Genomic DNA, 22,279 nt, shown 5'->3' with positions numbered 1-22,279 from the left:
TGGCTGGCATTTGAGTGGTTGTGTAGCGAAGTAGGCGTACGAATATACGAGTGCTGGCGCGTACAGATTTTCGATATAGATTAAGTGGTTATCAATCTGTTACCTTCTGTTGGATGAGGTGGGGCTCATCGCTGAATGCGGTGTGTATTTGTACGCTTTCCAACTGTTTATAAACGAGTAGGGCCACCGCTGTTCAGCGGTGGCCCTACTCGTTTATACCGTTCAGGTACGTTCCTGCAGGTACCTAAACACCTATGGTCGTCTTGCCGGCACTAACTTGTTTTGTTCCACGTAACGAAAACCACAAGCCAGCTCCAACGAGGCTGATTAACAGAATATTAGCGATCAGGTCGAGGCTGTTGCCCAGTGCAACAACGGGTGGGTCGAAGCGGAATTCGATGGTGTGTTTGCCTGCTGGTACGCGCATGCCCCGCAAGATGTAATCGGCCCGGAAGTGGGGTGTTTCTTTGCCATCAACATACGCCTTCCAGTCGTCGTTGCCCCGGTAATATACTTCCGAGAAAACGGCCACCTGCTCAGTTGGACTATCGCTCTGATAGCTTAGCTTGTCGGGCGAGTAGGCCGTTAGCTGAATCGATCCTGCAGGAGCCAACGTACCTGGAAGGCCCTTCAACTGGTCGGCGAATCGCTTATCAACCACGGCTGTCTGTTGAGCATTCAACGTTTTTAACGCGGCCATTTCGGCATCGGCATCGGCAACCTGCTGGACGCTCTGCACAAACCAGGCGTTACCCAGTGCGTTGGGGTTCTGTTGTGCCGCCGGATTTCCCGACGGGCGACCGGTGCTGTCGACGGGCGGTGCAATTACGTATTTCACGTTCAGCATGTTCAGGATATTATCTGCATTGCTATTAAACGCGTAGGTAATCATTTCCTGATAGCGTTGCAGCTTGGCGGCATTGTATCCCCCAATCGACTTATGGAAATAGGATGCCCGGTTGCTACTCATGAAATCGAAATTGCCGTTCGAATTGTCGAATACGCGGTAGCTCAGTGATTTATCTTGCAGAATCTGTGCGTCGGCGGGCGTCTCTTCGAAAGCCGAATCAACGGTGGAGTGGGGGATAAAGCTCTGATTATTGATAAACCGCCGCCCCAGGCTGTACACGTCGATGGTATTCAGCAAAAACAGCAACGGTAATAACAGACCGGCTTTCAGTTTCTCGGTCAGGTAGAGCCAGATAAGCCCACCAGCCACGGCGATGTAGAAGAACGCCCGGAATGCATCGGCCCTGAGCAGGCTGGCGCGGTCGCTACGGAGTGCGCGCAGCAGGTCAGCTGCATCGGCGCCAAACATGGCCGCGTCGTTTTCGCCCTGGAAATCGAGCAAACTACCGCCAAGCAGCGCCAGTAAGAGGGCAACACCCCCGGTCAGGCCGAAAGCAATCAGAAAAGGACGTTGAATGTCTTTGAACGTTGGCCTTTGAGTAAGCAGGGCTTGCAGCGCCAGCGCCGCTCCGCCCCCCAGGAAGATTGGTGTCATGGTGAGGGTCATAGTCACCGCCCTGAACTTGTTGAAGTAGGGGAGAACGCTGAACAGAAAACCGTTGAACCACAGCATGTTCTTGCCCATTGCCAACAACAGTGTGAGCAGCAATCCGCCAAGCATGAACCACCGTAACGACGATTTGCTGATCAGCAGGCCCAGTACAAACAGAAACACTAAGATGGCCCCTGCATACGCTGGCCCGTTTGTACTGCCCCAGTAGGTCGGTATCTGCCCAATCAACTCGTCGGCCGATAAACCTCGGCTAACCAGGACCTGATAAGTATCTGATTTCGAGTCCAGTCCACCAGCGCCAGCCAGTCCGCCATACAGGTTTGGAATCAGCATGGTCAGCGCCTCGCCTACGCCATAACTGTATTGAAATGCGTAGTCTTCGTCCAGGCCGTCGGCGGGTTTAGCGGTTGCTGCCTGCCCGGGAGCTGCAACAGCCGTTGTTTTCGCCGTAAGTTCTGACTTGCCCCGCGTAGTTTCTTTCGAATATTGGTTCAGCACCAGCAGGCGTTTGCTGAACGACGCCATGCCGATACCCGTTGTAATCCCAAAAACAGCCAGCCCAATGAGCAACCGACGTACCTGGCCGATTCTAACCAGCCGGATCCCTTCAATGAGCACATATATACCGACACATAGAAAGAGGTAATAGGTGATCTGAACGTGGTTGGCGCTGATGTTCAGACAGGCGAACAGACCCGTAACGGCGGCTCCGGGCCAGTAACGGCCGCGCAGGCAGAGTACCAGACCAGCCAGTATACCGGGTGCATAACCCAGCGCCAGAATTTTAGAAATGTGCCCTGCTTCAATGGTGATCAGATTCCAGGAGGCCAGCCCGTAGGCCGCCGCCCCCATAGCAGCCAGCCACCCCCGCGATGAGCCAGAGAGTGGCGTATCTGCTGCGTCAGTTTCCCGGTCAATACCTGATCTGCCCAGCAACACAACCAGCAAGATGTACATGCCAAGCATCTGCATGAATACCACGTCGACAGGCCGGGGGAATAGCCTAAGCACGGCCGCAGCGGCCAGACCTACATAGGTGTTCGGGTAATCGTGGGCAATGAGGTAGCCGGGCATACCGCTGAAGAGAGCGTTGGTCCAGTTGGGGAACTGCCCGGTCTCTTTTTTATACTGCCTCAATTCCATCGTAGCGGCATTACCCTGCCTGACGTCTTGAAGCGGCAATTCTTTTCCCTGCCACGCTGGCAGAAAGTAGACAGAGGTGAGAATGAAGAGCCCGAGAATAAACAGCAAATGAGGCTTTAGCCGCTGAAAGAGGGTACGTTGTTCCATATGGGGCAAAAGTAGGAAAAAAGGAGGAAGGGTAGGAAAGGGAAAAGGAGGAGAGGGAGAACGGAAGAAGGGGTGGAGCGGGAGCAGAACGTACAAACTGCATCGTTCCTTTCCAACTTTCCCTTCCTCTGTTCTCCCTCTCCTCCTTTTCCCTTCTGCCTATTTCAGGAGTCCGTACTGCTTCAACACGGCTTCTGGCGGCCCGTCCCAGTTGTTAGGGGTGTTGCCCATATAACCAAGGTCTTCGATACCCATTTTACTGGTATAAAACCCCGTCATGGTGAAGTTGCGCATCAGGTTGAAAAAGGCCACACCCTGCGACATAGCCGGCGTGGCCTTCTGCGGATACGCGATCAGATCAACCATCTCAATTTGCTGCGCTTTAGTCGCGTCGGCAAACGGTTTGGAAAACCGTTTGCGGCACTGGTTGTCCAGCCATGCCAGCCCACCGCGCATGGGTGTCTGGTTGGCGGGCTGATCTTTCATCATAAACTCGATAAACGCCGGAACACCCGCCTGCGACGCACTCCCCGATTTGGCATCGGCGGGCAAAATGATATCACACAGCAATGTCACCGTCTTGAGTTCAGCGGGTGTGAAAAATTTCTCTGCGTTCAGCTTCGCGTCACGTTCAGCTTCAAAAGCCTGACGGCCGCCGGGTACTTTCAGGGGCACTTTCTTGTCGGGCGGAGCCGGTACAGCCGCTTCTGCCGGACCAACAGCCATGCCGAGACTACTCAGCGTTAAGGCTTTAAGTGAATCTCTGCGTTTCATATGTTTTTCTTTTTGACTTGATCGATGAGGTATTCAGACGTGCGCATTGACGAGGCCAGGATGGTCCACGTTACGTTTTTGTCGCCCTGAGTAACGAACGGAGCGGCATCAACGACGAAGAGATTCTTTACTTCATGAGCCTGCTGGAATGCATTCAGCGCTGACCGTTTAGGATCATTGCCCATCCGCACTGTTCCCACCTCATGAATAATTTTGCCGGGGGCTTCCAGGCCATACCCGTGGTTGGTATTGGGGCCAGGTTTCTCGCCAAGTGGTATGCCTCCCATCGAACTAATTATTTCTTCGAAGGTATCCTGCATGTGTTTGGCCTGCTTTACTTCGTAATCAGACCATTTATAATTGAAGCGCAGCGTTGGAATGCCGTATTTGTCAACTTTCGTTGGGTCAATTTCGCAGTAGTTGCTTTCCAGGGGCACCGGTTCACCCCGACCTGCCATACCAATGTAGGCACCATAGAAACGGCGGGCATCCTCTTTCAGCCGTGATCCGTAGCCACCGGCGGGTAGCGTTTGGCCATTCTTATACGGGTATTTGCCATTCATGTTTTCCATGTTCATCCCGTAACCGAACGAAGGCATGCCCATTCCGCCGCCATATTCGATATGGTAACCCCGGGGAAAATCGAGTTTCTTATTGTCGAGCCACCAGGGAGTAAACACGTGCATACCGCCCACACCATCTTCGTTGTACCGCACCCGGTCCATCAGCGCCGGAACAAACGCCGACCGGGAAGCACCCGTAGAGTCGTTCAGGTACTTACCAATCACACCACTGCTGTTGGCCAGGCCATCCGGGTGGCGGGCCGACTTTGAATTGAGCAGAATCCGCGCTGATTCGCAGGCACTGGCGCCCAACATAACCGCCTTGGCGCGAACCGTATGCTCCTGCAACGTACCTGTATGCACAAAACTAATTCCTGTAGCCTGACCCGTTTGCGGATCGGTCAGCACCTCGCGGCACATGGCGCCGTTGATGAGCGTTACATTACCTGTTTTAACCGCCGGAATACACAAGACCGACGACGATGAAAAGTCGGCGTAGGCCTGGCAAGACCGATTACACTGATTGCAATAAAAACACTGGCCGCGCTCATTGTTGATCGCTTTGGTCAGAATTGACAGCCGCGACGGAATAACGGGAATACCAATGCCCTTGCCTGCCTTCTGCAATAGCAACTCATGCAGACGGGGCTTCGGTGGGGGCAGAAAGTGACCGTCTGGTTCATTGCGCATGCCTTCTTTCGAGCCAAACACGCCGATCAGCTTATCAACCCGGTCATAATACGGAGCCAGATCGTCGTAGGTGATCGGCCAGTCATCGCCAACGCCAGTCAACGATTTACGGCGAAAATCATCGGGCCCGAAACGCATCGAGATACGGCCCCAGTGATTGGTACGGCCACCCAACATCCGCGACCGGAACCAGTGGAATTCGGTGCCCGCAGCGGCTGTATAAGGTTCACCGTCAATTTGCCAGCCACCCCAGGCCGCGTCGAAATCACCAAATGCCCGTGTAGTGCCCGCCCCCCGGCGTGGTGATTCATAGGGCCACTTCAGTTGAGTAATGTACTTCGGGTCGGCGGGGTCAAAATAACCACCAGCTTCGAGCAGGACTACTTTAGCGCCGGCTTTAGCCAGCATATAGGCAGCCATGCCGCCACCAGCGCCGGAGCCAACAATAGCAACGTCGTATACGGTAGGTGTTTCCTTAATGTGAAAAGAATCCATGAAGTACCCGTTTGTGATTTGGATGAGTTACAGATAGTAAAGTTACTTTTTAGCCGAATATCCCTATGGTAAACCCTGGAAACTTATAAGGCAATAATCCTCAGCCTGGAAAACGGACGGTGTACAGCCTGAACAGATACTGACCGCGCCGGTTTTCCAAGCTGAGGATTACGGAGTTAGGCTGTTTGCGGCTTAATTACCGCTCATGAAGACAGCGTTACCAAAGAGGAGTTTGCCATTGTACCAAAATCCGCGGAAAAGTGGGTTGTCGGCCAGATAGATCACCTGTCCTTTACCCAGATCCTGCACCCCAATGGCCAGCGTTTGCTTCAATTTCTCTTTCGCATTTTTGCCGGCAAAACCAGCCACCAGGTTACTGTCTTTCAGGTAGCCAACGTTCCAGCCGTCTTTCAGCATATCGTAGGTATGGGTATCCTGCACCAATGTGAAATAACCGCCCGACAAACCGAAGCCAAGGGGATGGGTGGCGTCGAGATTCAGCCGGTAGATGCTGCCCGGTGTTTCATCTGAAACGGCTACACGTTCGCGATCGGCATAAATTTTCAGCGAATCGGTCAGGGCTTTTTTGCCTTTTGATTTGTCCTGATCATTCTTCTCGTCTTTTTCTTTCAGGTCGAAGCCTTCTTTTCCCACCAGAGCGGCAGCGGCCCGCTCCATGGCAATCAGTTTACCACCTCCACGAATCCAGTCACGTATGGCTGTCAGCGTACGATCGTTGAGCAAACGCCCGTATCCGTAGCCATTGGCCAGTACGAGCACATCGATCTGTGTCCAGTCAACACTCCCCAGGTCGGCACCGTTGACCAGGCTTACCGGATATTTCAACTCCTGATCGAAGTAGTGCCATACTTCACCCACCGACGTAGCGGCCGTGCCTTCGCCCGATACAACCGCCACACGGGGTGTCTTCAGCGACATTACAAAATCGGATCCGAAGTCTGATCCTTTCGTAACAAAGCCGGTAGTAACGGGGAACAAGGTGATGTTTAAGGCGGCCGCTTCCTGTCGAACCAACTCATCGAAACGATTGCCGAGGCGTTCGTTGCCCGCCCGGGTAATCAGCAACGTACCTGCACTGTATTGCTTACCGTTCAGTTCGAATGGTTTTTCGGCCGAACGTACCCGGACTTTCTTTTTCAGGAGGCCGGCCAGTAATTGTACAGACGGCATTGACTGCCAGTTGGCCAGGTAGGCATACGGGCGGTCAACGGTAGTAACAGACGCTGGTTTAGCCGTTATCGCCACCGGGTCGATCCGGCTGGTGAGACCGTAAGTTTGCAAGCCGAAAGCATAAGGCAGCGACCAGGCCGTGATATCATACGTCACGGAGTCTTCCAGCATCGACTTTGGCTCGAACAAGATCTTCAACAGGGTTGATTTCGGCTGATAAGCACTAATAATCAGGTCCTGCTCATCAATTGACAGGTTCCTGTCAGTGGCCTGTGTCATGTAGTTGTATACCCCGGAAGACGTACCTGACGACTTGCCTTTCGCTGATGAGCCGCTGGAAACCGTCTGTGCTTTTCCGGCTGTTCCGTACAGGATGTGGTTCTTATCGAGCAATTGGCGCAGGGCCATCACTTTACCGTCATCACCCCCGCTTTTAACAACATACGTTTTGTACGTACCTACGGGGGATGTCTGTGCTTTGTCGAAGAATGCGCCAAATTCTTTCACGACCTCTGCCGATCGATCAGCTACTGATTCGAGCGTTGCAAAGGATGAGGCTACGTGATGATCGATGCGCTGCCGGAGCGTCAGGGTGTCGCCGTCAGCTTTCCGAATGGCTAAGCCAGACCGGCTGTTTCCGCCCTGCTCGTAGGTCATACCAATGGCCCCGTTGTATGTTGGGTATGTATCGCCGTAACTCGGATAGAACAAATCAAATCGCTCACGGGTATAGTACAGCCAGTGGTTCTTGTCGAAGTAGCGGCTGCAATACTGGCCGACAACAGTTTGGAACTGCCGCTGAAAAGGCGTGATGTCTTCGTGAAAGGGTCTCGCTGAGGGGGCAAAATAGTACGGGCTTTCAACACCCATCTCATGAAAATCACCGTGTAGGTGTGGCATCCATTGCTGATAAAGCGTCATTCGCTGCTGGGTGATTTCCTGGGTTTGCCAGGCCCAGTCGCGGTTTGGGTCAAAATAATAGTGTGTGTATCGACCACCGGGCCATGGTTCGCTATGCTCGCGGGAAAACGGCGTGGGGTCGGCCACCCGACCCTGCATCTGGTTATACCAGTTTACATACCGATCGTGCCCGTCGGGGTTAAGACCCGGATCGAGAATGACCACGCTGGTTTCCAGGATCTTTGGTGATACGGTAAAGTTTGAACTGGCTTTACCTGGTTCCAGCAAACCATAGAGGACCTCCATAAATGCCTCCGAACTGACGGCTTCGTTCCCATGAACGTTGTAGCTCAGCCACTGAATAGCGGGCATCGGGTTGCCGGAAGGCTTACCCGACAGCATGCCGATACGGCGCAGGTTATCGGTCCTGATTTCGTCGAGGCGAGCGATATTGGCTTCGCTGCCAATCGCCACCACGGCTAACTGGCGACCTTCATATGTGGTGCCATACGGAATTACTTTAATACGAGTGGGGGCCTGCCGGGCAACTTGTTCGGCATAGGCAATAACGCGATGATGAGGTGTATATCGTTCTCCGACAGAATAACCCAGAAACTGAGCCGGAGAGGGGAGAGAACTTTGGGCAAAGACCGGCGTGTAGAGCAGATACGTACAACAAAGGATGTAAGCAATGAAAATTTTTTTCATGCCGATGGCGGGGTGAAACGAGTTGAAATTGAGCTAATTGTTACTCATCAAAAATAGCAGTAAAAGAGGTCTAACCCATTTTTAGAAGAAAATTTTAGGGGTGGGTATTGCATTTTACGCTTATCGCTGTACTTTTGCATCACGATTCGCTGACGGCGTAATTGAGCAATCAAAAACACGTCAGGTCTTTCACAAAGACGGTCGATTCGTCTAGCGGTTAGGACACTGCCCTTTCACGGCAGCGACACGGGTTCAAGTCCCGTATCGATCACTTAGTATCACTACTATAGTAGTGTAAAAACCCCTGAATACGTTGATATTCAGGGGTTTTGTGTTTATATTGCATTCGGTGCGCTACTCGATTTAGCGGGATATACTACCCACCATCCCCGAACAAATCCCCGAACGCTAAAATGAATAAAATCAAGTTTACCCTTACTGAGAGCAGAAAAACCAAATCAGGCGAGTACCCCATTTACATGCGCTTCAACCATGGCGATACCGAACTGGTCTATCCCACCGGCGAAAAATGTAAGCTGGCAGAATGGGACAAAGACAAAGAAAAGTTCAGACGGTCCATGGCTGGCTATCAACAGGCCAACGAATACTTACAGCTGCTGCGGGAACGGCTGACCAATACCTACCGGGATCTGCGCAACGATGGCCTGCCCATCACGAATGACACCCTGCGGGCTGGACTGAATGCGTCTAAATCGCCCGTAGCAGTTGAGGATGTGGCTACCCGGTATGAGCAGTACCGGTTGCAATGCAAAAATGAGGGCTACAAGGAGAGTACCATAAAATCGATGGGCTCCACTACAGCCAGGCTCCTTCGCTGGCAACGATCAAAAGGTAAAGTGTATATAACGCATTACACCAACGCTGAGCATAAATCATTCCTCAAATTTCTGGATGCCGAAGGGCTGCATCCCAATACCATTGGCTGTGTCTGCAAGCACCTGGCCACATTTTTCAATGCCCTGCGGCTAAACGGGCATAAGCTGCATCCACAACAGGCAAAAATCAGTAGCCAGAAGATCGATACAGAACGTATTTGGCTGAATGAACTGGAACTGGAGAAACTGGAGCGGGCTGAATTGCCTGACCATCTATCCAGAACGCGGGATGCTTTCCTGTTTCAGTGCTGGACAGGTCTTCGCTACAGTGATCTACGGCGCATCACCAACGCCAATATTCAGCCGAGAGGCGGGTATGATGTACTCACGTTTATCCCCGAAAAATCAGTCAGCCGTAAAGTGGGCCGTACCAAATCTGTTGAGGTGCCTATCCTGCCTAAAGCGGCCCGGGTGCTGGGGAACTATACGGAGGAATATAGGCTGCTGCCTGTTCTGTCGAATCAGAAGATGAACGACAACCTGAAAGAGATAGCCAAGCTCGCCGGCATTAGCCAGCCAACAGAAACATTGATCAAGCAGAACGGTCATATGGTGGTAAAGGCCGTGCCAAAGTGGTCGTTGCTGAGTTCGCACATTGCCCGACATACGTATGCTACACTATCCATTGTTAAGGGAATTCCACTTGAGGTGGTGAGCAAGGCACTGGGACATAGTCGACTGCAGACAACAATGGTTTACGCCAAGATTGCTGACGAATGGAAAAACAGGCTTATCCTGGATGCCTGGAAATAGCCAGGGGACAGTAAGCTGCCCTGCGGGGGGGGGGCTGTAGTAAGGCAGCAGGCAGCGGTACTAATACCAGCCTGCCTTTGTGTATCTTTAACCATCTATGTGGGGCACGAAACTACGGTACAGCATCAGTCTTGCAAGCCTCTGGCTGTTACTGCTTCCAGCTGCAGGGATCTGCCAGACTTCCCGTACGGCGGCGTATTTTGTCAGGGCAGCGCTCCGGGCTGAAAGCCCCCGGCAAGCAGTCACCTATGTCGACAAGGCCTGCCAGCTGGCGGTCGGTAGGCAGCAATACAAAGCCGCTGCCGACTATCGCTTTCAGCTCAGCAGTGCTTTCTTCGACCAGTCTTACTACATGGATGGTATCCGTCAGGCGCAGTTGGGACTTGAGCTGGCCCGGACGTACAACGTCACAGACGATACACTGTCGTTTAAATATTACAGTTTGCTGGCCTCGATATACAGCCGACTGACCATGAATGATTCTGCCAGGTATTGGTACCATCGGAGTGAGCAGTTGCTTCAGGCCAGGCCACGGCTGGTGCGCCTTATACCTGACTATATCGAAGCCTATTACTACAACAAAGGCAGCTACGCGATGCGCCTGGGTGATCAGGAGCAGGCGGCTGCCTACATCACCAAATCCGTAGAGATGGTCAGTAAAACCGGCAATAAACGCTCAACGGCATTGTCGTATTTACAACTGGCCAATTACCATTTTTCTGTTCACCAGTACAGGCAGGCAGGGATATATTATCAGGATGCACTAAATGATTTTTCACCAGAGGCCGTCGATGCCTGCTGGGGGTACGCGCTGCTCGGCAACTGTTACAGGGCTGGCGGGCAGCTTGCTGAAGGACTACGGCTACTGCAATTCAGCCAAAAAAAGTACGAACAGCTTGTCAGCCAGCAGCAGAGTGCCCAGGATTATGACTTTGAGTTTGAAAGCAGCTACTATCGGGGAAAGTGTGAGCAGCGGATGGGACTTAGTGAGGACGCCATTCACTCGTACCAACGCTGCATTCAGACATATCGCCGACTGTATGGGAGTAAGGGTGAGCTGATTGCAGCCAGCTGGACGGGGCAGGCTGAGATTGCGTTCACCAGGAAGCAATACGGGGCAGCGCTGAAACTGGTCCAGCAGGCACTATTATCCGCTTCGGTACTTTTCGCCGACAATAACTCCGGGATGAATCCGAGTTCCGACGACATCAAAGCCGGGAAAGCGTTGTACGAAGCACTGCACCTTAAAGGAAGAATCTGGTTTGGTATCTACTCAAAGACACAGGAGTTGAACGCGCTGAATAAGGCAATTGACACGTATGGGGTTGCTCTTAACGTTGCTCAGCGCATTCGCCGTTCGTTCACGAGGCTGGAGTCTTCTTACTTTTTCAATGAATCGATTCACCCCTGTGTAGAGCATGCACTGGAGGCATTTTCTGAGATACAGAGTCAACCGCAGGCAATCCAGCAGCATGCGGCCGTTTTTGACCTGCTTCAGTCCTACCAGGCGATGGGGATGGCCGATGCCCTGCATGAAAAAACAGTCAGGCATGAAACGATTCCCGCCAGCGTATTACAGCAGGAGCAGACCCTCCGTCAACAGCTTGTTGCGGTAGAAACGCAGTTGATCAACCAGCCTGCAGGCAGAAACCAGTCACAGCTGTTGATCAGGGTGGGCGACTTAAAACGCGCACTGTATTTCTTTGAAGACCGGCTGGCCCACCAGTATCCCCGTTACTACGAACTAAAATATACCAGCCGGCAACTGCCGCTGCCTGTGCTGCAACAGAAACTGGATAATAGCACTGCGTATCTTTCTTACTTTACCGGTGAGCGTTTCCTGTATGGTTTTCTGGTCTCCCGCTCCCGTGTAGTGATGTTCCGTCGGGTGATGACTCCAGCCTATGCAAGGGCAGTTACGGAGTTGCACCAATCTCTTTCCATCAACCCAGGTATGTTCGACTACGAAGGACGACCCGCCGCCAACCGGTTATTTGATTACCTCATCAGGCCGATCGAATCGCAGTTGACAGGGATTCAACGACTGATTGTGGAGCGGGATGGTCAGCTGGCCAACATTCCGTTTGACGTACTTGAAGCTACCGGACAGCCGGAGGCCTATCTCTGCAAACGGCTGGCACTAAGCTACAGCTATTCGGCTAAGTTGACCTTTTCAGACACGATACCTGCCAGGCCATTTCGTCCGATCAGCTTTGCCCCCTACAGTGAGGATTCTTCATGGCGGGACAAAAAGCATGGCACGCTAGCTTTACTGCGTAACTCCGCTGCTGAAGTGAAGCAGGTGGGAGGGGATATTTTCCTGAACGCCCAGGCAACAAAGTCAGCGTTCCTTCGCCGTATGTCGCAGGCTACCCTTATTCATCTGGCTACACACGCGACGGCTGATGATGCGCACCCGGAAGCATCATCGATCAATTTCTATCCCAATACGCCTGACAGCCTGCTACGATCGCTGGAAATAGTCAATCTTCCGCTCGATCAGATCCGGCTGGTGGTGTTGAGTGCCTGTTCGGGAAATAGCGGCCTGTTACGAAAGGCAGAGGGGATATTGAGCATGGCCCGTGCCTTCAGATTAGCCGGTTGCCCAACCATTCTGACGACTACCTGGTCGGCACACAATCAGTCAACCAGCCAGCAGGTAAATCTGTTCTATAAGCATCTGCACGAGGGATTACCGGCGGACAGAGCATTGCAGCAGGCACGCCTGGATTTTCTGGCCTCCCCAGCTTCCCAAAAGTGGGGACATCCGTACTACTGGGCGAATTTTACGCTGATCGGGAACCCCGACGTTGCCTTTCCCGCTACCTCACCCTCGATAAGCTGGATTGTGATTTCCATGCTGGCACTGTTAAGCATCGGCGTCGGGTTTGTCTACCTGCGTTCGAGGTCACACTCAGGTAGCCAGCCAGATACGCCAGCCGATCTGCCAGCGATCGACTAAGCCCACATCATACGCATCTTTTCCTTTCAGCTGGTTGTAGATATCTTTCGCTTTTTCGGGCTGCCCCGTATTCAGGTAACACACCACCAGGTGCCACTGTACGGCTTCCCGAAAATAGGGCCGTAGCCTGGTGAAGTTCAGTACCTGTTCAAAGCGGTGGGCTGCTGGTCCCGACTGCCCTTCCGAATACAAGGCCTGTGCTTCGAAAAACAGGTCAAAAGCCTGTTTGCGCTGGTCAGTTGAGTCGGCCTGATACTGACTATTCAGATCACGAATTACTTCCCAGTCATTCTCGTAACCTGGTAGCCTGACAGGTTTGACAAACAGGATCAGCAGCGCTGCAAGGCAGGCTGCGGCTAATCCACCTCCCCAGGATATCCATCGAGTGCGGGTTAACTGCTGCTGTCGGCCGGAAGTATGCAGTTGCTGAAGGGTCTGACGAATGTGCTGCTCCATATGAATTGTTTCCATGGCCTTAAGACCATATTGAAGAGAAGCGACCTCCTGGGCAAAACGGGGGTCCTCGTTCATTACCTGTTCAAAAAACACTTTTTCAGCGGCAGGAAGCTGTCCTGTCCAGTAGCGCTCGATCCACTCCCATTCATTTTCCTGACCGGTTGGACGTTCCATAATCTTCAGCTTAAAGGTTTTCCTACCTTTTTAAGGCAGTTGTATTTAATCGTTTTTGCGTTGTTAGCTGTCCCCAGCTCAAACCGTACGGCAATTTCCTGCATCGAATAGCCATCGGCATAGGCTCGCAGCACATTGTAGCAGGTTTCGCCGACAGCCCGGACTTTCTCCCAGAAAGCATCGACAGCCTCATTATGCTCTAAGGGCTCATCCAGGCTCATAAGATGGTAATCATCCAATGATTCCGTATCCGTAAAGCGTACCGCCCGACTGGCTGCCCTGATCCGATTGAGCCACAGGTTACGGGCAATCTGGTACAGGTACGTTTTGATTCGGGCAGTGGGCTGGTACCGACCTGCCTGCACAGCCTGCCACAAACCTAATAGGGCATCGTCAAAGAGTTCCTCCCCATCCTGAAGCGTACCGCTGTTCTGGTGAACCAGCCGTACGATCATGTCTTTGTACTGGCCATGCAGCTGCTTCACGGCTTTGTCAACCTCACGGGTATCCGAAGAGGCTAACTGGAGGATAAGCTGCTCATCGCTGTAGCGGTTTCTCATGATCAGGCACAGTCTGGTTCTTGCTCTATGAATACCCGCGGGCAACGGTTTGGTAAAAAAATATACAACTAAAATGTGATACTCCGCTCCTGAGCGACACTAGCAGTAGAGATAACGGTAGGCGCCTACGTACTCTGAATTCATCGATTCATTTCCATATCCAGAAACGTATGAGACAGATTATGAGGTGGGTAGCCCCCTGTCGTTCAGCGGGCGTGTGCCTTGTGGTAGCCACATTACTTTACCTGGCAGGCTGCCAGACTAACCCCGGTGTTGAACCGGCCGAACGTACCCGGAAAGATTCAACCAGTGTCCGATTGATGGATGACGAACTGCCGGAGCCACCCAAGAAACCGAACGGACCGGGTTGCTGTCAGTGAGATCGCTCCAGTGTCCACGAGCAGACCAGGTTACAGGGTCGATGGATGAAGCCATCGACCTTTTTTTTGATGCAAAATGTGATGTATTACCTTTCCCGGACAGTAGAGAGATAAGCACTATGTTTAACGGCAAAACTGTATGGGGATATTTACACGAAAAGACCGGTACGAACCCTATCGGAAGCTACCAGAAGACGAGTTACTGAATGCCATTCAGGCTGGTGACCAACTGGCTGAGCAGTACCTGATGGAAACGTTCTCGTCTGCTGTGTCGGCGCACATGGGCTATCAGCTGGGTAACAAACCGGATCAGCTGGGTGAACCAGACGATTATGTACATGATGCCTTATTGCTGTTACTAAGCAAAGCCCGTTCTGCTGGTTCTGCTGTACTAAAACACGACTACTCCACCATCAATGGGTGGCTGAAGCAAGCCGCTACAAATTTTTTACGGGCGGCAACCCGAAAAGATAAAGATACCGACCGGGAGGACTGGCAACCTGATGGAGACGACGATGGGTGCCAATCTATCCTGGAGTCGATCGAGGATAAGGGGGCCGATGCATTTGTCGAGCTGATTAGCAAAGATCGTTATGAACTTGTCCGGCAAGTGCTGGATATGCAGATAGGAAAGCTGCAGACGTTGATCAGACTTAAGTTCATGGAGGGGTTTTCCTGGGAAGAAACCGCTCAGCTGATGATCCAGCTGTATCCGGACAATGATCCCCCTTTCAACGTCACCTACCTACAGAGAACCTACTGGGATCGCGTACACAAACGTCCTTTTTGCGAAAAACTTATTGATGCCTTCAACCGCTACGGTTATGACCTCAGACGAAAAAGATAATCTGCTCGATCGCTATGTATCGGGCCAGCCTATGAGTGCTGATGAAGAAGCGCAAGTAGACCAGTTGGTGACTACTGACCCCGACTTTAAAATCGACTACATACTGCGGCGGGAATTGTTCGAAACAGGAAAACGGGAGCGGCGTGCCGCCTGGGAAGCCGGGTCGCAGGTACGTTCACTCCCTGTGAAACGCACTATGTTTCCGATGCGTTGGATAGCGGCTGCTTCGGTCATTCTCCTGCTGGGAATAGGGCTGGTCTGGTGGATCCGTCCTTTTGACGACGACCAGCCGTTTTCAGGGCAGGCGCTTCTGTTTGAGCAGCAGGGTACGCAGCTTGGACTTGCCGGTCAGGATTCACTGGCAGTAGGCACCGTAGCCTGGGTCGTTACCAAAGCTCCTGACAATGCATACGAGTTCAGTCAGCTGGATACACTTCGGATTTTTACTACCAGCCCCGATCTGTGGAAGGATCAGGACTGGCAGCTGACGAGCCTATCAGAGGTACGTTACCGGCTTCGGGTAGGCAACCGTACCTACGCGCTCGAGCAGGGACGCTCCATCCGGCTTCCGCTCAACGAAGAGAAGTGACGACTCAGCGACCTTTGCGAAGCAGGCGATGCGGACGGTCGAAGTATAACGTATCCCGGCCGAGTTTAACCCGAAAGAAGGTGTCAGTCTTCGTTCGTTCTGATTCGATAGTAATAAACGGACGTGGCGTACTGAGTTCCATCAGGTAATTCCCCGACCAGGTAATCGCAGCAGGTGGATCATTAACTTCCTGAAGAAGTAGCCCGCCCGTCTGGCAACCAAGTGATTGATCGGATTTTCGTTGTAGGGGTTTCGGCAACGGATGACGGGCGGCATTTTGTTGTTTCGTCCTGATCAACTGCGCCACCTCGCCGTTGAAGTGAGCCTGAAATGCCCCCTTCTTTACGGCGAGACTGAAATTCTGATTAGCTTTCGGCCAATCACCTAGTGCGCTGTAGGCCATCCCCTGAATCAGATACCCATTGGGTGGTAATGGTTGACTGGTTTTCTGAGTCATGTTTGTCAGGATGCCAATCGATAGGAAGGCGTTAGTAGACAGCAGGGCGGCCTGTGCCTGATTCAGGTAAGCAGGCCTGTACGCCGCGTCTAATCCGATGGCCCGTCCAAACGCAATGTCGGCGTCTTTAATCCAGGTAGCCTGCTCAGGACCCGGAGGTAGTCCACTCCGTTCACCCATCTGGAGCAGTCGGTTACGTGGGTCTACCTCGAAGGGAAAGGCAAAATAGCTAAGCGCATCTTTTTTGCGGGAGCGGATCAGTTGCTGTAGTCGGCAAACGCCAAAGTTATTAAACGCTTCTTTGAGTGGATATCGGGTAAACACGTACTCGAAACAGCGGGCTGCTTCCGGAAAACGTTCGTGGCAGTAGAGTGCGTGCCCCACGGCAAACAGGTTGCCAAAGTTTCGGAATTCTACCGCTTTAGTCCGGGTAGTATGTTGCCGGTCCGCTTTTGTGGGATACCCCCAGAGCTTATCAGCCAGCTGATAAGTAGTATACAGCGAGTTGAATAGCTGCTCAAGGACAGGCTCGGGATCAAAGCCTGCCATGTAGGCAAACAGCAGACCTGTCTGATCAGCCTGACTCTCCTGATCGATCGAGATTTTTTCGGGCATGGGAGCGCTTTTCTGATCGGCAAAGCTGCGAAACGTAGCATGTCGGTGGTAAAAGTGAGCCATCTCGTGGGAGAGCACAAAAGCCAGAGCCGTTCCGGCATCGCTGACTCCTTTTTTGTCAATGGCTGCGCAGAGGTCGAAGAGCGCTTCATCCATAATCAGGCGACTCCGGTAAAGACTATAATCAGGCTGCCTGAGCCAGGCTTCGATCATCTGTAAGTGAGCAATATGCCGATTATTTGCTCTTTTTGGATAAACGACCAGTTTAGGTAACCCGAGTACATCAAATCCATAGGCGGCTCCTATACGCTCAAGGACCTGATTGGCGAACGCCTCCTTCTCGTGGAAAGTTAGCGTCTGTGCCTGAAGTGGTTGCCCTAACCAAGTCCCCAGAAGTAGAATGACCAGTAAACGCATCGCTTGTTAGTGATAGTAAGGTGTTGGGTTTTTATTGACCTACTAAGACAAATGCACCCCAATAATAGGGGTTGGGGTGCTGTTTGCGTAGGTTTAACTGAGCTTTGTGCAGAGCCTGCGATTTTGATGCACCAGTCAGCCAATAGCGATAAAAATCAGTCATCAGCTGCTGGGTCAACTGGTCGTTTACCCGCCAGAGGCTTACCAGTACCGACCGGGCGCCAGCCAGCAGAAAAGCCCGCTGAAGGCCATTGATGCCTTCTCCTTCGCTATACGCACCGACGCCTGATTCACAGGCACTGAGTACGACCAACTCCGTATCGTGTAGGTTTAGCAGACTAGCTTCATATCCGGTCAATATACCATCTGTCTGGTTTTTTAGCCGGACCGTATCGGCAGCGCCAGCCAGGACCAGGCCGCAGGTCAGCAACTGATTCGATGCCAGCTGAGTTGATGGATCCCGGAGATAGCCATGTGTAGCTACGTGGAGGAGTCGGGGTGATTTCATTTGCTGAAAAGCTGACTCAGAAGCGGCTTCATCGGTTCGTAACCGTGGTTGAAGGTTAAAGGAGGTAAAGAGCCCGCTGAGTTGCTGAACCTCTACTTTGGAGTAGGGTAATTCCTCGAATGTCAGGCCGTTGCGCGTAGTAACCTGCCTCCTTTGTCTGGTTGGCTGTCCTGGTTTCTTTGCTGCTGAATGGACAAGAGAATAGGCTGGATGGCCAACCAGCTCAGCAGTCCGGTTCGATGACCGGCTCGGTGGCTCGAGTATATCCTGTGTGGAATTCAGCACCACAATGTCCATGTCGTCGGTAAGGTAGCGGCCAGTGACTGGGTTTTGTATGGTTGGCAGGCTCAGTTGCTGGTATTGGCCATCTAAGGCGATATAGAGTCGCTTAACGGGCCCAAGGGCTGTGGCAATAGGTTGCCAGAACTGGGTAAAGCGCTTTTTCTGGTTAGTGCGCGAAAAGATAACGCTGGTGTAATAGGTCGGTTCCCGTGAGGCAGCCAGCTTTTCGCCTGTAAAGTCGTTTGTCTGGTCGTCGGGCGTGACAAGCTGGATCACTTTTGGTGTCGCCCATTCGGGTCGGATCAGGAAAGCTGAATAAGCGCCTGAGTCGGCTGTCTGACCATTCCGCGAGAAGGTGGTATACCAGATCAGTTCAACAGCTGCTTCACCTGGCTTCAATCTGTTGCGTATATCCTGCCAGTGGACCGTTTTGAGTGTATTATCCAGCGTTATGGCATCCTTACCCATCAGTCGCTCCAGCGAGTCGGCCGTTTGTTGCAACTGACGGTGTGCAGCAGATTGAGTTGCCATACGCTGGTCTGCCAGCTGCATCCGCACATTCATGAGCTGACGGACAGTGGTCATACTGGAATCAGACTGGTTTCGGGTATGGGTAAAACGGTTGATTGTACGGTTCATCTTGAGCCGAACCCCCTGCTGAAGCAGCTTGTAATCAAACGCCAGACCTATTTCATTTGGCTCTGGATCGGATCGTCGTAGCAGGTGCCAGAAAAGTCCGCTGATCACCGTCGTCTGCAGGTAATTATCGCGTTCAGCGTCACTCATCAGCCATAGGTTCGTGCGAATATCCCTGTCAAACGCTGATACAAGCTGGCTAAAAGATGTATAGGCGTCTGATCGTTGCCCTGCCTGTGCCTGGCAGACAGCCAGCCTGTTGACGAGTGAATAGTTAACCAGCGTAGCACCCATGTTCAGTGAGTCCAGACGGGCTTCTTCTTTCAGGCATCGTACAGCTTCAGTGTAGTTGCCTTTATACTGATAGTAGCGCCCAAGCAGGCTATACAGGAAGGACGGATTTAGCTGTTTATGATCGTTAAGAGTAAGCAGTTGCTGTGCTTTCTGTGCTATCTGATCCAGGTTGCCATCTTGTTTTGCCTCAATGTACGACCGGGTGATCTGCGACAGAAGCAGATCAGATCCGGACAAAGACATCAGTTCGTCGAGTGAATGACGCTGCATGATCGAATCAGCCAGCAGGACAGCTTCCGGATTACGACCCAGTACACGAAGCAATCCAATCTCATTGTTGAGCAGCCGGCAATAGTAGGGGTGTTTTCTGGAGGTGGACTGACGGTTCAGCAGCTTTCGGGCTGTCCGCGTTGCTTCAAGCGCTTTCTCATCGTTTACATCACCCATGATCTGTGCATACATGAAGGCGATGCCTGTCAGAAGCGGATTGTCAGGCATGATCGATTTAGCCGACGTATAGCTTTCGTCTATCTCTTGAATTGCCGTTGTTAAATCACCCGACACGGCGGCAACCTGGGCCAGCACTCCGTGGATAAGTGGGTAGTACTGGCTCTTTTGGTAATTGGGTATCTGCTGGAGCGTTGCCATGCCTTGCCGGACCATAATCAGAGAAGAATCGGGCCGGGTTCCAACGTATAACGATGCCAGTCCAATAAGAGCGTCGACCTGACAATCCATACATACCCTGGCGAGTGTGTCTCTGAGCACCCATCTGTACAGGGATTTGGCTTTGTCAACGTCCTGTTTCCTGATAGCGACTCTGGCTGCTATAAGCCGCGCCTGTAGCTGGTACTGTGGTAGGTGGAGACTATCACTCTTTTGGAGAGATCGCTGTATATAGGTAAGCGCCCGATCGTATTCATACTGAGCGACGTAGTACTGTCCTGCCTTTAGTGCTGTTGTTACCGCCGCTGAGTCAGGCAACCGCCGGGCGAGGAGGCTTACGGCTAGCCAGACTGAGTCAGCCTGTTGAACCGGCTTCTCCAGCAGAGCCGCCTGGAGGCCTTTCCGGTAGGCATTGGTGTAGTCACCGTCTGCCAGAAAACGGGCTGAACTATCGGCTGCTGTTTGCCAGGATGACTGGGCGTATGCAGGCGTCATAATCCAACCTGCCAGAACACAGATGCCCCACAGCGTTTGTCGGAGCGTGGTACCACAATGACAGGAAAGAGACAGCTTAAAATGGCTGACTACCTGCTTGGTTAGCTGATGGTTATGCGGTATTGACATGTGAAGGGTGGATAGAGGGTATGGTTAACTGAAAAATAATTTAACCAATTATTTACTTCCACCAGCTAAACGGGTATTCATTAGTCAGAAGCCTATTCAGAGGGACGAAGTGCAGAGATTGACGGTGATTGTTAGTCGTTCTCACTGAAATGTAGGCAAAAAACAACCGGATACGAAAACGCCTAAACTCATAGGGTAGCGCCTGGTAATACTGGTATCTACGTCCCGGTAAAAAAATAGGTGCACCGTCCATGTGATAGTCGTGCTGCACCCGACAGTATGAATATGGACACAGGTTTGACAACACGGGTCGCTAACTGGACAGGTAGTCTGCCTGCCAGTCAGCTTCCTGCTTTTTCTGGAAAGTAGTGGATCTTGATTTTACTCTGCTCAAGCAATGACGCCTCAATACGTTGATGTCTCTACTGTAAAAAGTCACTCGGCTCGGCTTGCTGATCGGTTGTATGTGCCTGATCACAAGCAGTATGTCTGCGTTTTGCAGTCGGATATAAAGCTGGTTAAGGGAGCCCGTTCATCGGTTGAACTGCGCCTGACGGGTGGGGTCAGACAGGTGGTTTCAACGCATCTAAGTCAGTTCCAGACGTACCTCAACGAGACACTGTTTGTGCAGGTGTCGCGCTCGTATATCGTTAATCTGCTTTACATCGATGCTATCCAGCCCGGCAGCGTCGAGGTCGATGGATTGAAGGTGCCGCTCTCTCCAAAGTACCGGGAAGCCCTGCATCGGCGTCTGACGCTGGTGCGCCTTCGCCGGGAAAGCCAACGGGCCGATTCGCCGTAGCAGTCTGGCGGTTGGGAAGTTAAACCGGCATTACCAGCATGATTCCCATGCGTAGTCTATAAGTTTACTCGTGTTCAAGTTCGTGAAACGCTAGCCCTTGCCTCTCTCTGCATCTGATTTTACCCGTTTCCTGTCTGTCTGCAATGAAAAGAACCGTCTACTTTTTTGTTTACTTCTGTCTGTTTTGTCGCTTGTGCAATGCGCAGGAAGTTCTTAAAAACCAGAATATCATCACGCTGGTGAAGGCTAAAATAGATCGGGGCCTCATTCTGGACAAGATAAAGGCCAGCCCATCGCAGTTTAATATGTCGACCAACGGTCTGGTCGAGCTCCGACAGGCGGTTGTACCTGATGCGATCGTGGATGCTATGCTGCTTGCGTCGTCGCCGTTGCCGACGCTGCGGAATCAGGATATCATCGACATGTATCAGGGTGGCGTTTCCCGGGATGTAATCACCAAAAAAATCCAGTACAGCGAAACCAGTTTCAGCCTCTCGACCGATGACATCGTAGCGCTGAAAACAGCCAGAGTACCCGATCAACTGGTGAAAGTGATGATGATTCCCAAGCGGGCTCAGCAGCAAAGTACAAACCCTAATCTGATTGCTGGTGCGCTGCCCGAGCATCCTGAAACGCTGCCCATCGCAGCCAGAAGCCGTTTTGCTGAGCCGGGTATTTATTATGAAGAGTATAAAACGCCTAAACCGCAATATGTGCAGCTGGAGCCAACTACCACCAACCAGACCAAAACGGGCAGTGTAGGCGAGTCGGTTGCCGGTCAGCTGACTGGCGGTATTACAGGAACATCGCGGCGGGTAGGACTGGCCAATAAATCGGCCAATATGGTGGTGGAAGACAACCGTCCCGTGTTTTATCTGGTGTTTAGCGGTGGTCGAAAAGTCATGAATGAGGTAGCTGAATCGGTGTTCGACGGAGTGGCCAGCCCCAACGATTTTGTGCTTTTACGCACTAAAGTAAGCGGCCGTGGGCGGGAATTCTCTGTTGGCAACCAGTCGGCTTATACCAGCGAAACGGGGTTTGCCGCTGGATCTGTACCCTTTCGGTTCAAAAAGATCAGTGCTCAGCTCTATAAAGTCTATTTCGAGCAGGATGTTGCGGCGGGTGAATACGCCTTCCTATACAACAAAGGCAGCGAGTTTACGTCTTCGCTGAAGATTTACGACTTCTCCTTACGCAATAACACCAAGTAACGTACCTGACCGTCTCA

At 52.2% G+C, this 22,279-nt stretch carries 15 protein-coding genes and 1 tRNA gene; 8 read left to right on the top strand and 8 right to left on the bottom strand.

Going from position 1 to position 22,279, the window contains the following annotated elements; translation table 11 throughout:
• Window positions 1–244 precede the first annotated feature (244 nt).
• From J2I46_RS20195 to J2I46_RS20180, 4 genes are all read right to left on the bottom strand, one after another.
• A complete protein-coding gene (locus J2I46_RS20195) occupies window positions 245–2,812 on the bottom strand; it encodes a YfhO family protein (protein WP_207330865.1) in 2,568 nt (855 codons plus the stop codon).
• 159 nt (window positions 2,813–2,971) lie between these two features.
• Window positions 2,972–3,586, bottom strand: a complete 615-nt coding sequence (locus tag J2I46_RS20190) for a gluconate 2-dehydrogenase subunit 3 family protein (RefSeq protein WP_207330864.1) — start codon at window positions 3,584–3,586, stop codon at window positions 2,972–2,974.
• Window positions 3,583–5,334 carry a GMC oxidoreductase gene (locus J2I46_RS20185; RefSeq protein ID WP_207330863.1) on the bottom strand — a complete coding sequence of 584 codons (1,752 nt, stop codon included), beginning with the start codon at window positions 5,332–5,334 and terminating at the stop codon, window positions 3,583–3,585. Before J2I46_RS20185 ends, J2I46_RS20190 begins: the two co-directional genes overlap by 4 nt.
• A 192-nt stretch (window positions 5,335–5,526) precedes the next feature.
• The gene (locus J2I46_RS20180) at window positions 5,527–8,133 is read right to left on the bottom strand and encodes a M14 family zinc carboxypeptidase (RefSeq protein WP_207330862.1); all 2,607 of its coding nucleotides are present in this window, start codon (window positions 8,131–8,133) and stop codon (window positions 5,527–5,529) included.
• A gap of 199 nt (window positions 8,134–8,332) precedes the next feature.
• Between J2I46_RS20180 and J2I46_RS20175 the strand changes: the two genes are divergently transcribed.
• The 3 genes from J2I46_RS20175 (at window position 8,333) to J2I46_RS20165 (ending at window position 12,744) form a co-directional block, all read left to right on the top strand.
• Window positions 8,333–8,404 (top strand) — tRNA-Glu (locus tag J2I46_RS20175).
• Between the two features lie 142 nt (window positions 8,405–8,546).
• Window positions 8,547–9,782, top strand: a complete 1,236-nt coding sequence (locus J2I46_RS20170; protein WP_207330861.1) for a site-specific integrase — start codon at window positions 8,547–8,549, stop codon at window positions 9,780–9,782.
• 97 nt (window positions 9,783–9,879) lie between these two features.
• The gene (locus J2I46_RS20165) at window positions 9,880–12,744 is read left to right on the top strand and encodes a CHAT domain-containing protein (protein WP_207330860.1); all 2,865 of its coding nucleotides are present in this window, start codon (window positions 9,880–9,882) and stop codon (window positions 12,742–12,744) included.
• Here J2I46_RS20165 and J2I46_RS20160 read toward each other — a convergent pair.
• Together J2I46_RS20160 and J2I46_RS20155 are read right to left on the bottom strand one after the other, a co-directional pair.
• Complete coding sequence (locus tag J2I46_RS20160) at window positions 12,697–13,374, bottom strand: tetratricopeptide repeat protein (RefSeq protein ID WP_207330859.1); 678 nt, start codon at window positions 13,372–13,374, stop codon at window positions 12,697–12,699. The two genes, J2I46_RS20165 and J2I46_RS20160, sit on opposite strands and share 48 nt — an antisense overlap.
• Window positions 13,375–13,379: 5 nt before the next feature.
• Window positions 13,380–13,934, bottom strand: a complete 555-nt coding sequence (locus J2I46_RS20155) for an RNA polymerase sigma factor (RefSeq protein ID WP_207330858.1) — start codon at window positions 13,932–13,934, stop codon at window positions 13,380–13,382.
• Between the two features lie 170 nt (window positions 13,935–14,104).
• On the opposite strand from J2I46_RS20155, the gene J2I46_RS20150 reads away from it, so the two are divergent.
• The 3 genes from J2I46_RS20150 (at window position 14,105) to J2I46_RS20140 (ending at window position 15,750) form a co-directional block, all read left to right on the top strand.
• Window positions 14,105–14,314, top strand: a complete 210-nt coding sequence (locus J2I46_RS20150) for a hypothetical protein (RefSeq protein WP_207330857.1) — start codon at window positions 14,105–14,107, stop codon at window positions 14,312–14,314.
• A 139-nt stretch (window positions 14,315–14,453) separates the two neighbouring features.
• Complete coding sequence (locus J2I46_RS20145) at window positions 14,454–15,161, top strand: RNA polymerase sigma factor (RefSeq protein WP_207330856.1); 708 nt, start codon at window positions 14,454–14,456, stop codon at window positions 15,159–15,161.
• Entirely contained in the window at window positions 15,139–15,750 is a 612-nt protein-coding gene (locus J2I46_RS20140) for a hypothetical protein (RefSeq protein WP_207330855.1), read from the top strand. The genes J2I46_RS20145 and J2I46_RS20140 overlap by 23 nt, the downstream gene beginning before the upstream one ends.
• Window positions 15,751–15,754: 4 nt before the next feature.
• Here J2I46_RS20140 and J2I46_RS20135 read toward each other — a convergent pair whose 3' ends face one another.
• Window positions 15,755–17,239, bottom strand: a complete 1,485-nt coding sequence (locus J2I46_RS20135; RefSeq protein ID WP_207330854.1) for a M48 family metalloprotease — start codon at window positions 17,237–17,239, stop codon at window positions 15,755–15,757.
• A gap of 31 nt (window positions 17,240–17,270) precedes the next feature.
• Window positions 17,271–20,249: a CHAT domain-containing protein gene (locus J2I46_RS20130; RefSeq protein WP_207330853.1), complete on the bottom strand. Its 2,979-nt coding sequence runs from the start codon at window positions 20,247–20,249 to the stop codon at window positions 17,271–17,273.
• A gap of 397 nt (window positions 20,250–20,646) precedes the next feature.
• On the opposite strand from J2I46_RS20130, the gene J2I46_RS20125 reads away from it, so the two are divergent.
• Window positions 20,647–21,051, top strand: a complete 405-nt coding sequence (locus J2I46_RS20125) for a LytTR family transcriptional regulator DNA-binding domain-containing protein (protein WP_207330852.1) — start codon at window positions 20,647–20,649, stop codon at window positions 21,049–21,051.
• Between the two features lie 143 nt (window positions 21,052–21,194).
• A complete protein-coding gene (locus J2I46_RS20120) occupies window positions 21,195–22,262 on the top strand; it encodes a hypothetical protein (RefSeq protein WP_207330851.1) in 1,068 nt (355 codons plus the stop codon).
• Window positions 22,263–22,279: the final 17 nt, after the last annotated feature.

It is taken from the genome of Fibrella forsythiae, assembly GCF_017353175.1.
Classification (GTDB): Bacteria; Bacteroidota; Bacteroidia; order Cytophagales; family Spirosomataceae; genus Fibrella; species Fibrella forsythiae.
The sequence above is the reverse complement of the archived record's forward strand: the minus strand, read 5'-3'. Positions and strand labels throughout refer to the sequence as shown.

What these genes read in the sequence shown, in the direction of transcription:
- J2I46_RS20185 (WP_207330863.1), bottom strand. Translation starts at nt 5,334, where the DNA reads ATGGATTCTTTTCACATTAAGGAAACACCTACCGTATACGACGTTGCT.
- J2I46_RS20125 (WP_207330852.1), top strand. Translation starts at nt 20,647, where the DNA reads ATGACGCCTCAATACGTTGATGTCTCTACTGTAAAAAGTCACTCGGCT.
- J2I46_RS20160 (WP_207330859.1), bottom strand. Translation starts at nt 13,374, where the DNA reads ATGGAACGTCCAACCGGTCAGGAAAATGAATGGGAGTGGATCGAGCGC.
- J2I46_RS20145 (WP_207330856.1), top strand. Translation starts at nt 14,454, where the DNA reads ATGGGGATATTTACACGAAAAGACCGGTACGAACCCTATCGGAAGCTA.
- J2I46_RS20150 (WP_207330857.1), top strand. Translation starts at nt 14,105, where the DNA reads ATGAGACAGATTATGAGGTGGGTAGCCCCCTGTCGTTCAGCGGGCGTG.
- J2I46_RS20135 (WP_207330854.1), bottom strand. Translation starts at nt 17,239, where the DNA reads ATGCGTTTACTGGTCATTCTACTTCTGGGGACTTGGTTAGGGCAACCA.
- J2I46_RS20170 (WP_207330861.1), top strand. Translation starts at nt 8,547, where the DNA reads ATGAATAAAATCAAGTTTACCCTTACTGAGAGCAGAAAAACCAAATCA.
- J2I46_RS20180 (WP_207330862.1), bottom strand. Translation starts at nt 8,133, where the DNA reads ATGAAAAAAATTTTCATTGCTTACATCCTTTGTTGTACGTATCTGCTC.
- J2I46_RS20130 (WP_207330853.1), bottom strand. Translation starts at nt 20,249, where the DNA reads ATGTCAATACCGCATAACCATCAGCTAACCAAGCAGGTAGTCAGCCAT.
- J2I46_RS20165 (WP_207330860.1), top strand. Translation starts at nt 9,880, where the DNA reads ATGTGGGGCACGAAACTACGGTACAGCATCAGTCTTGCAAGCCTCTGG.
- J2I46_RS20120 (WP_207330851.1), top strand. Translation starts at nt 21,195, where the DNA reads ATGAAAAGAACCGTCTACTTTTTTGTTTACTTCTGTCTGTTTTGTCGC.
- J2I46_RS20195 (WP_207330865.1), bottom strand. Translation starts at nt 2,812, where the DNA reads ATGGAACAACGTACCCTCTTTCAGCGGCTAAAGCCTCATTTGCTGTTT.
- J2I46_RS20155 (WP_207330858.1), bottom strand. Translation starts at nt 13,934, where the DNA reads ATGAGAAACCGCTACAGCGATGAGCAGCTTATCCTCCAGTTAGCCTCT.
- J2I46_RS20190 (WP_207330864.1), bottom strand. Translation starts at nt 3,586, where the DNA reads ATGAAACGCAGAGATTCACTTAAAGCCTTAACGCTGAGTAGTCTCGGC.
- J2I46_RS20140 (WP_207330855.1), top strand. Translation starts at nt 15,139, where the DNA reads ATGACCTCAGACGAAAAAGATAATCTGCTCGATCGCTATGTATCGGGC.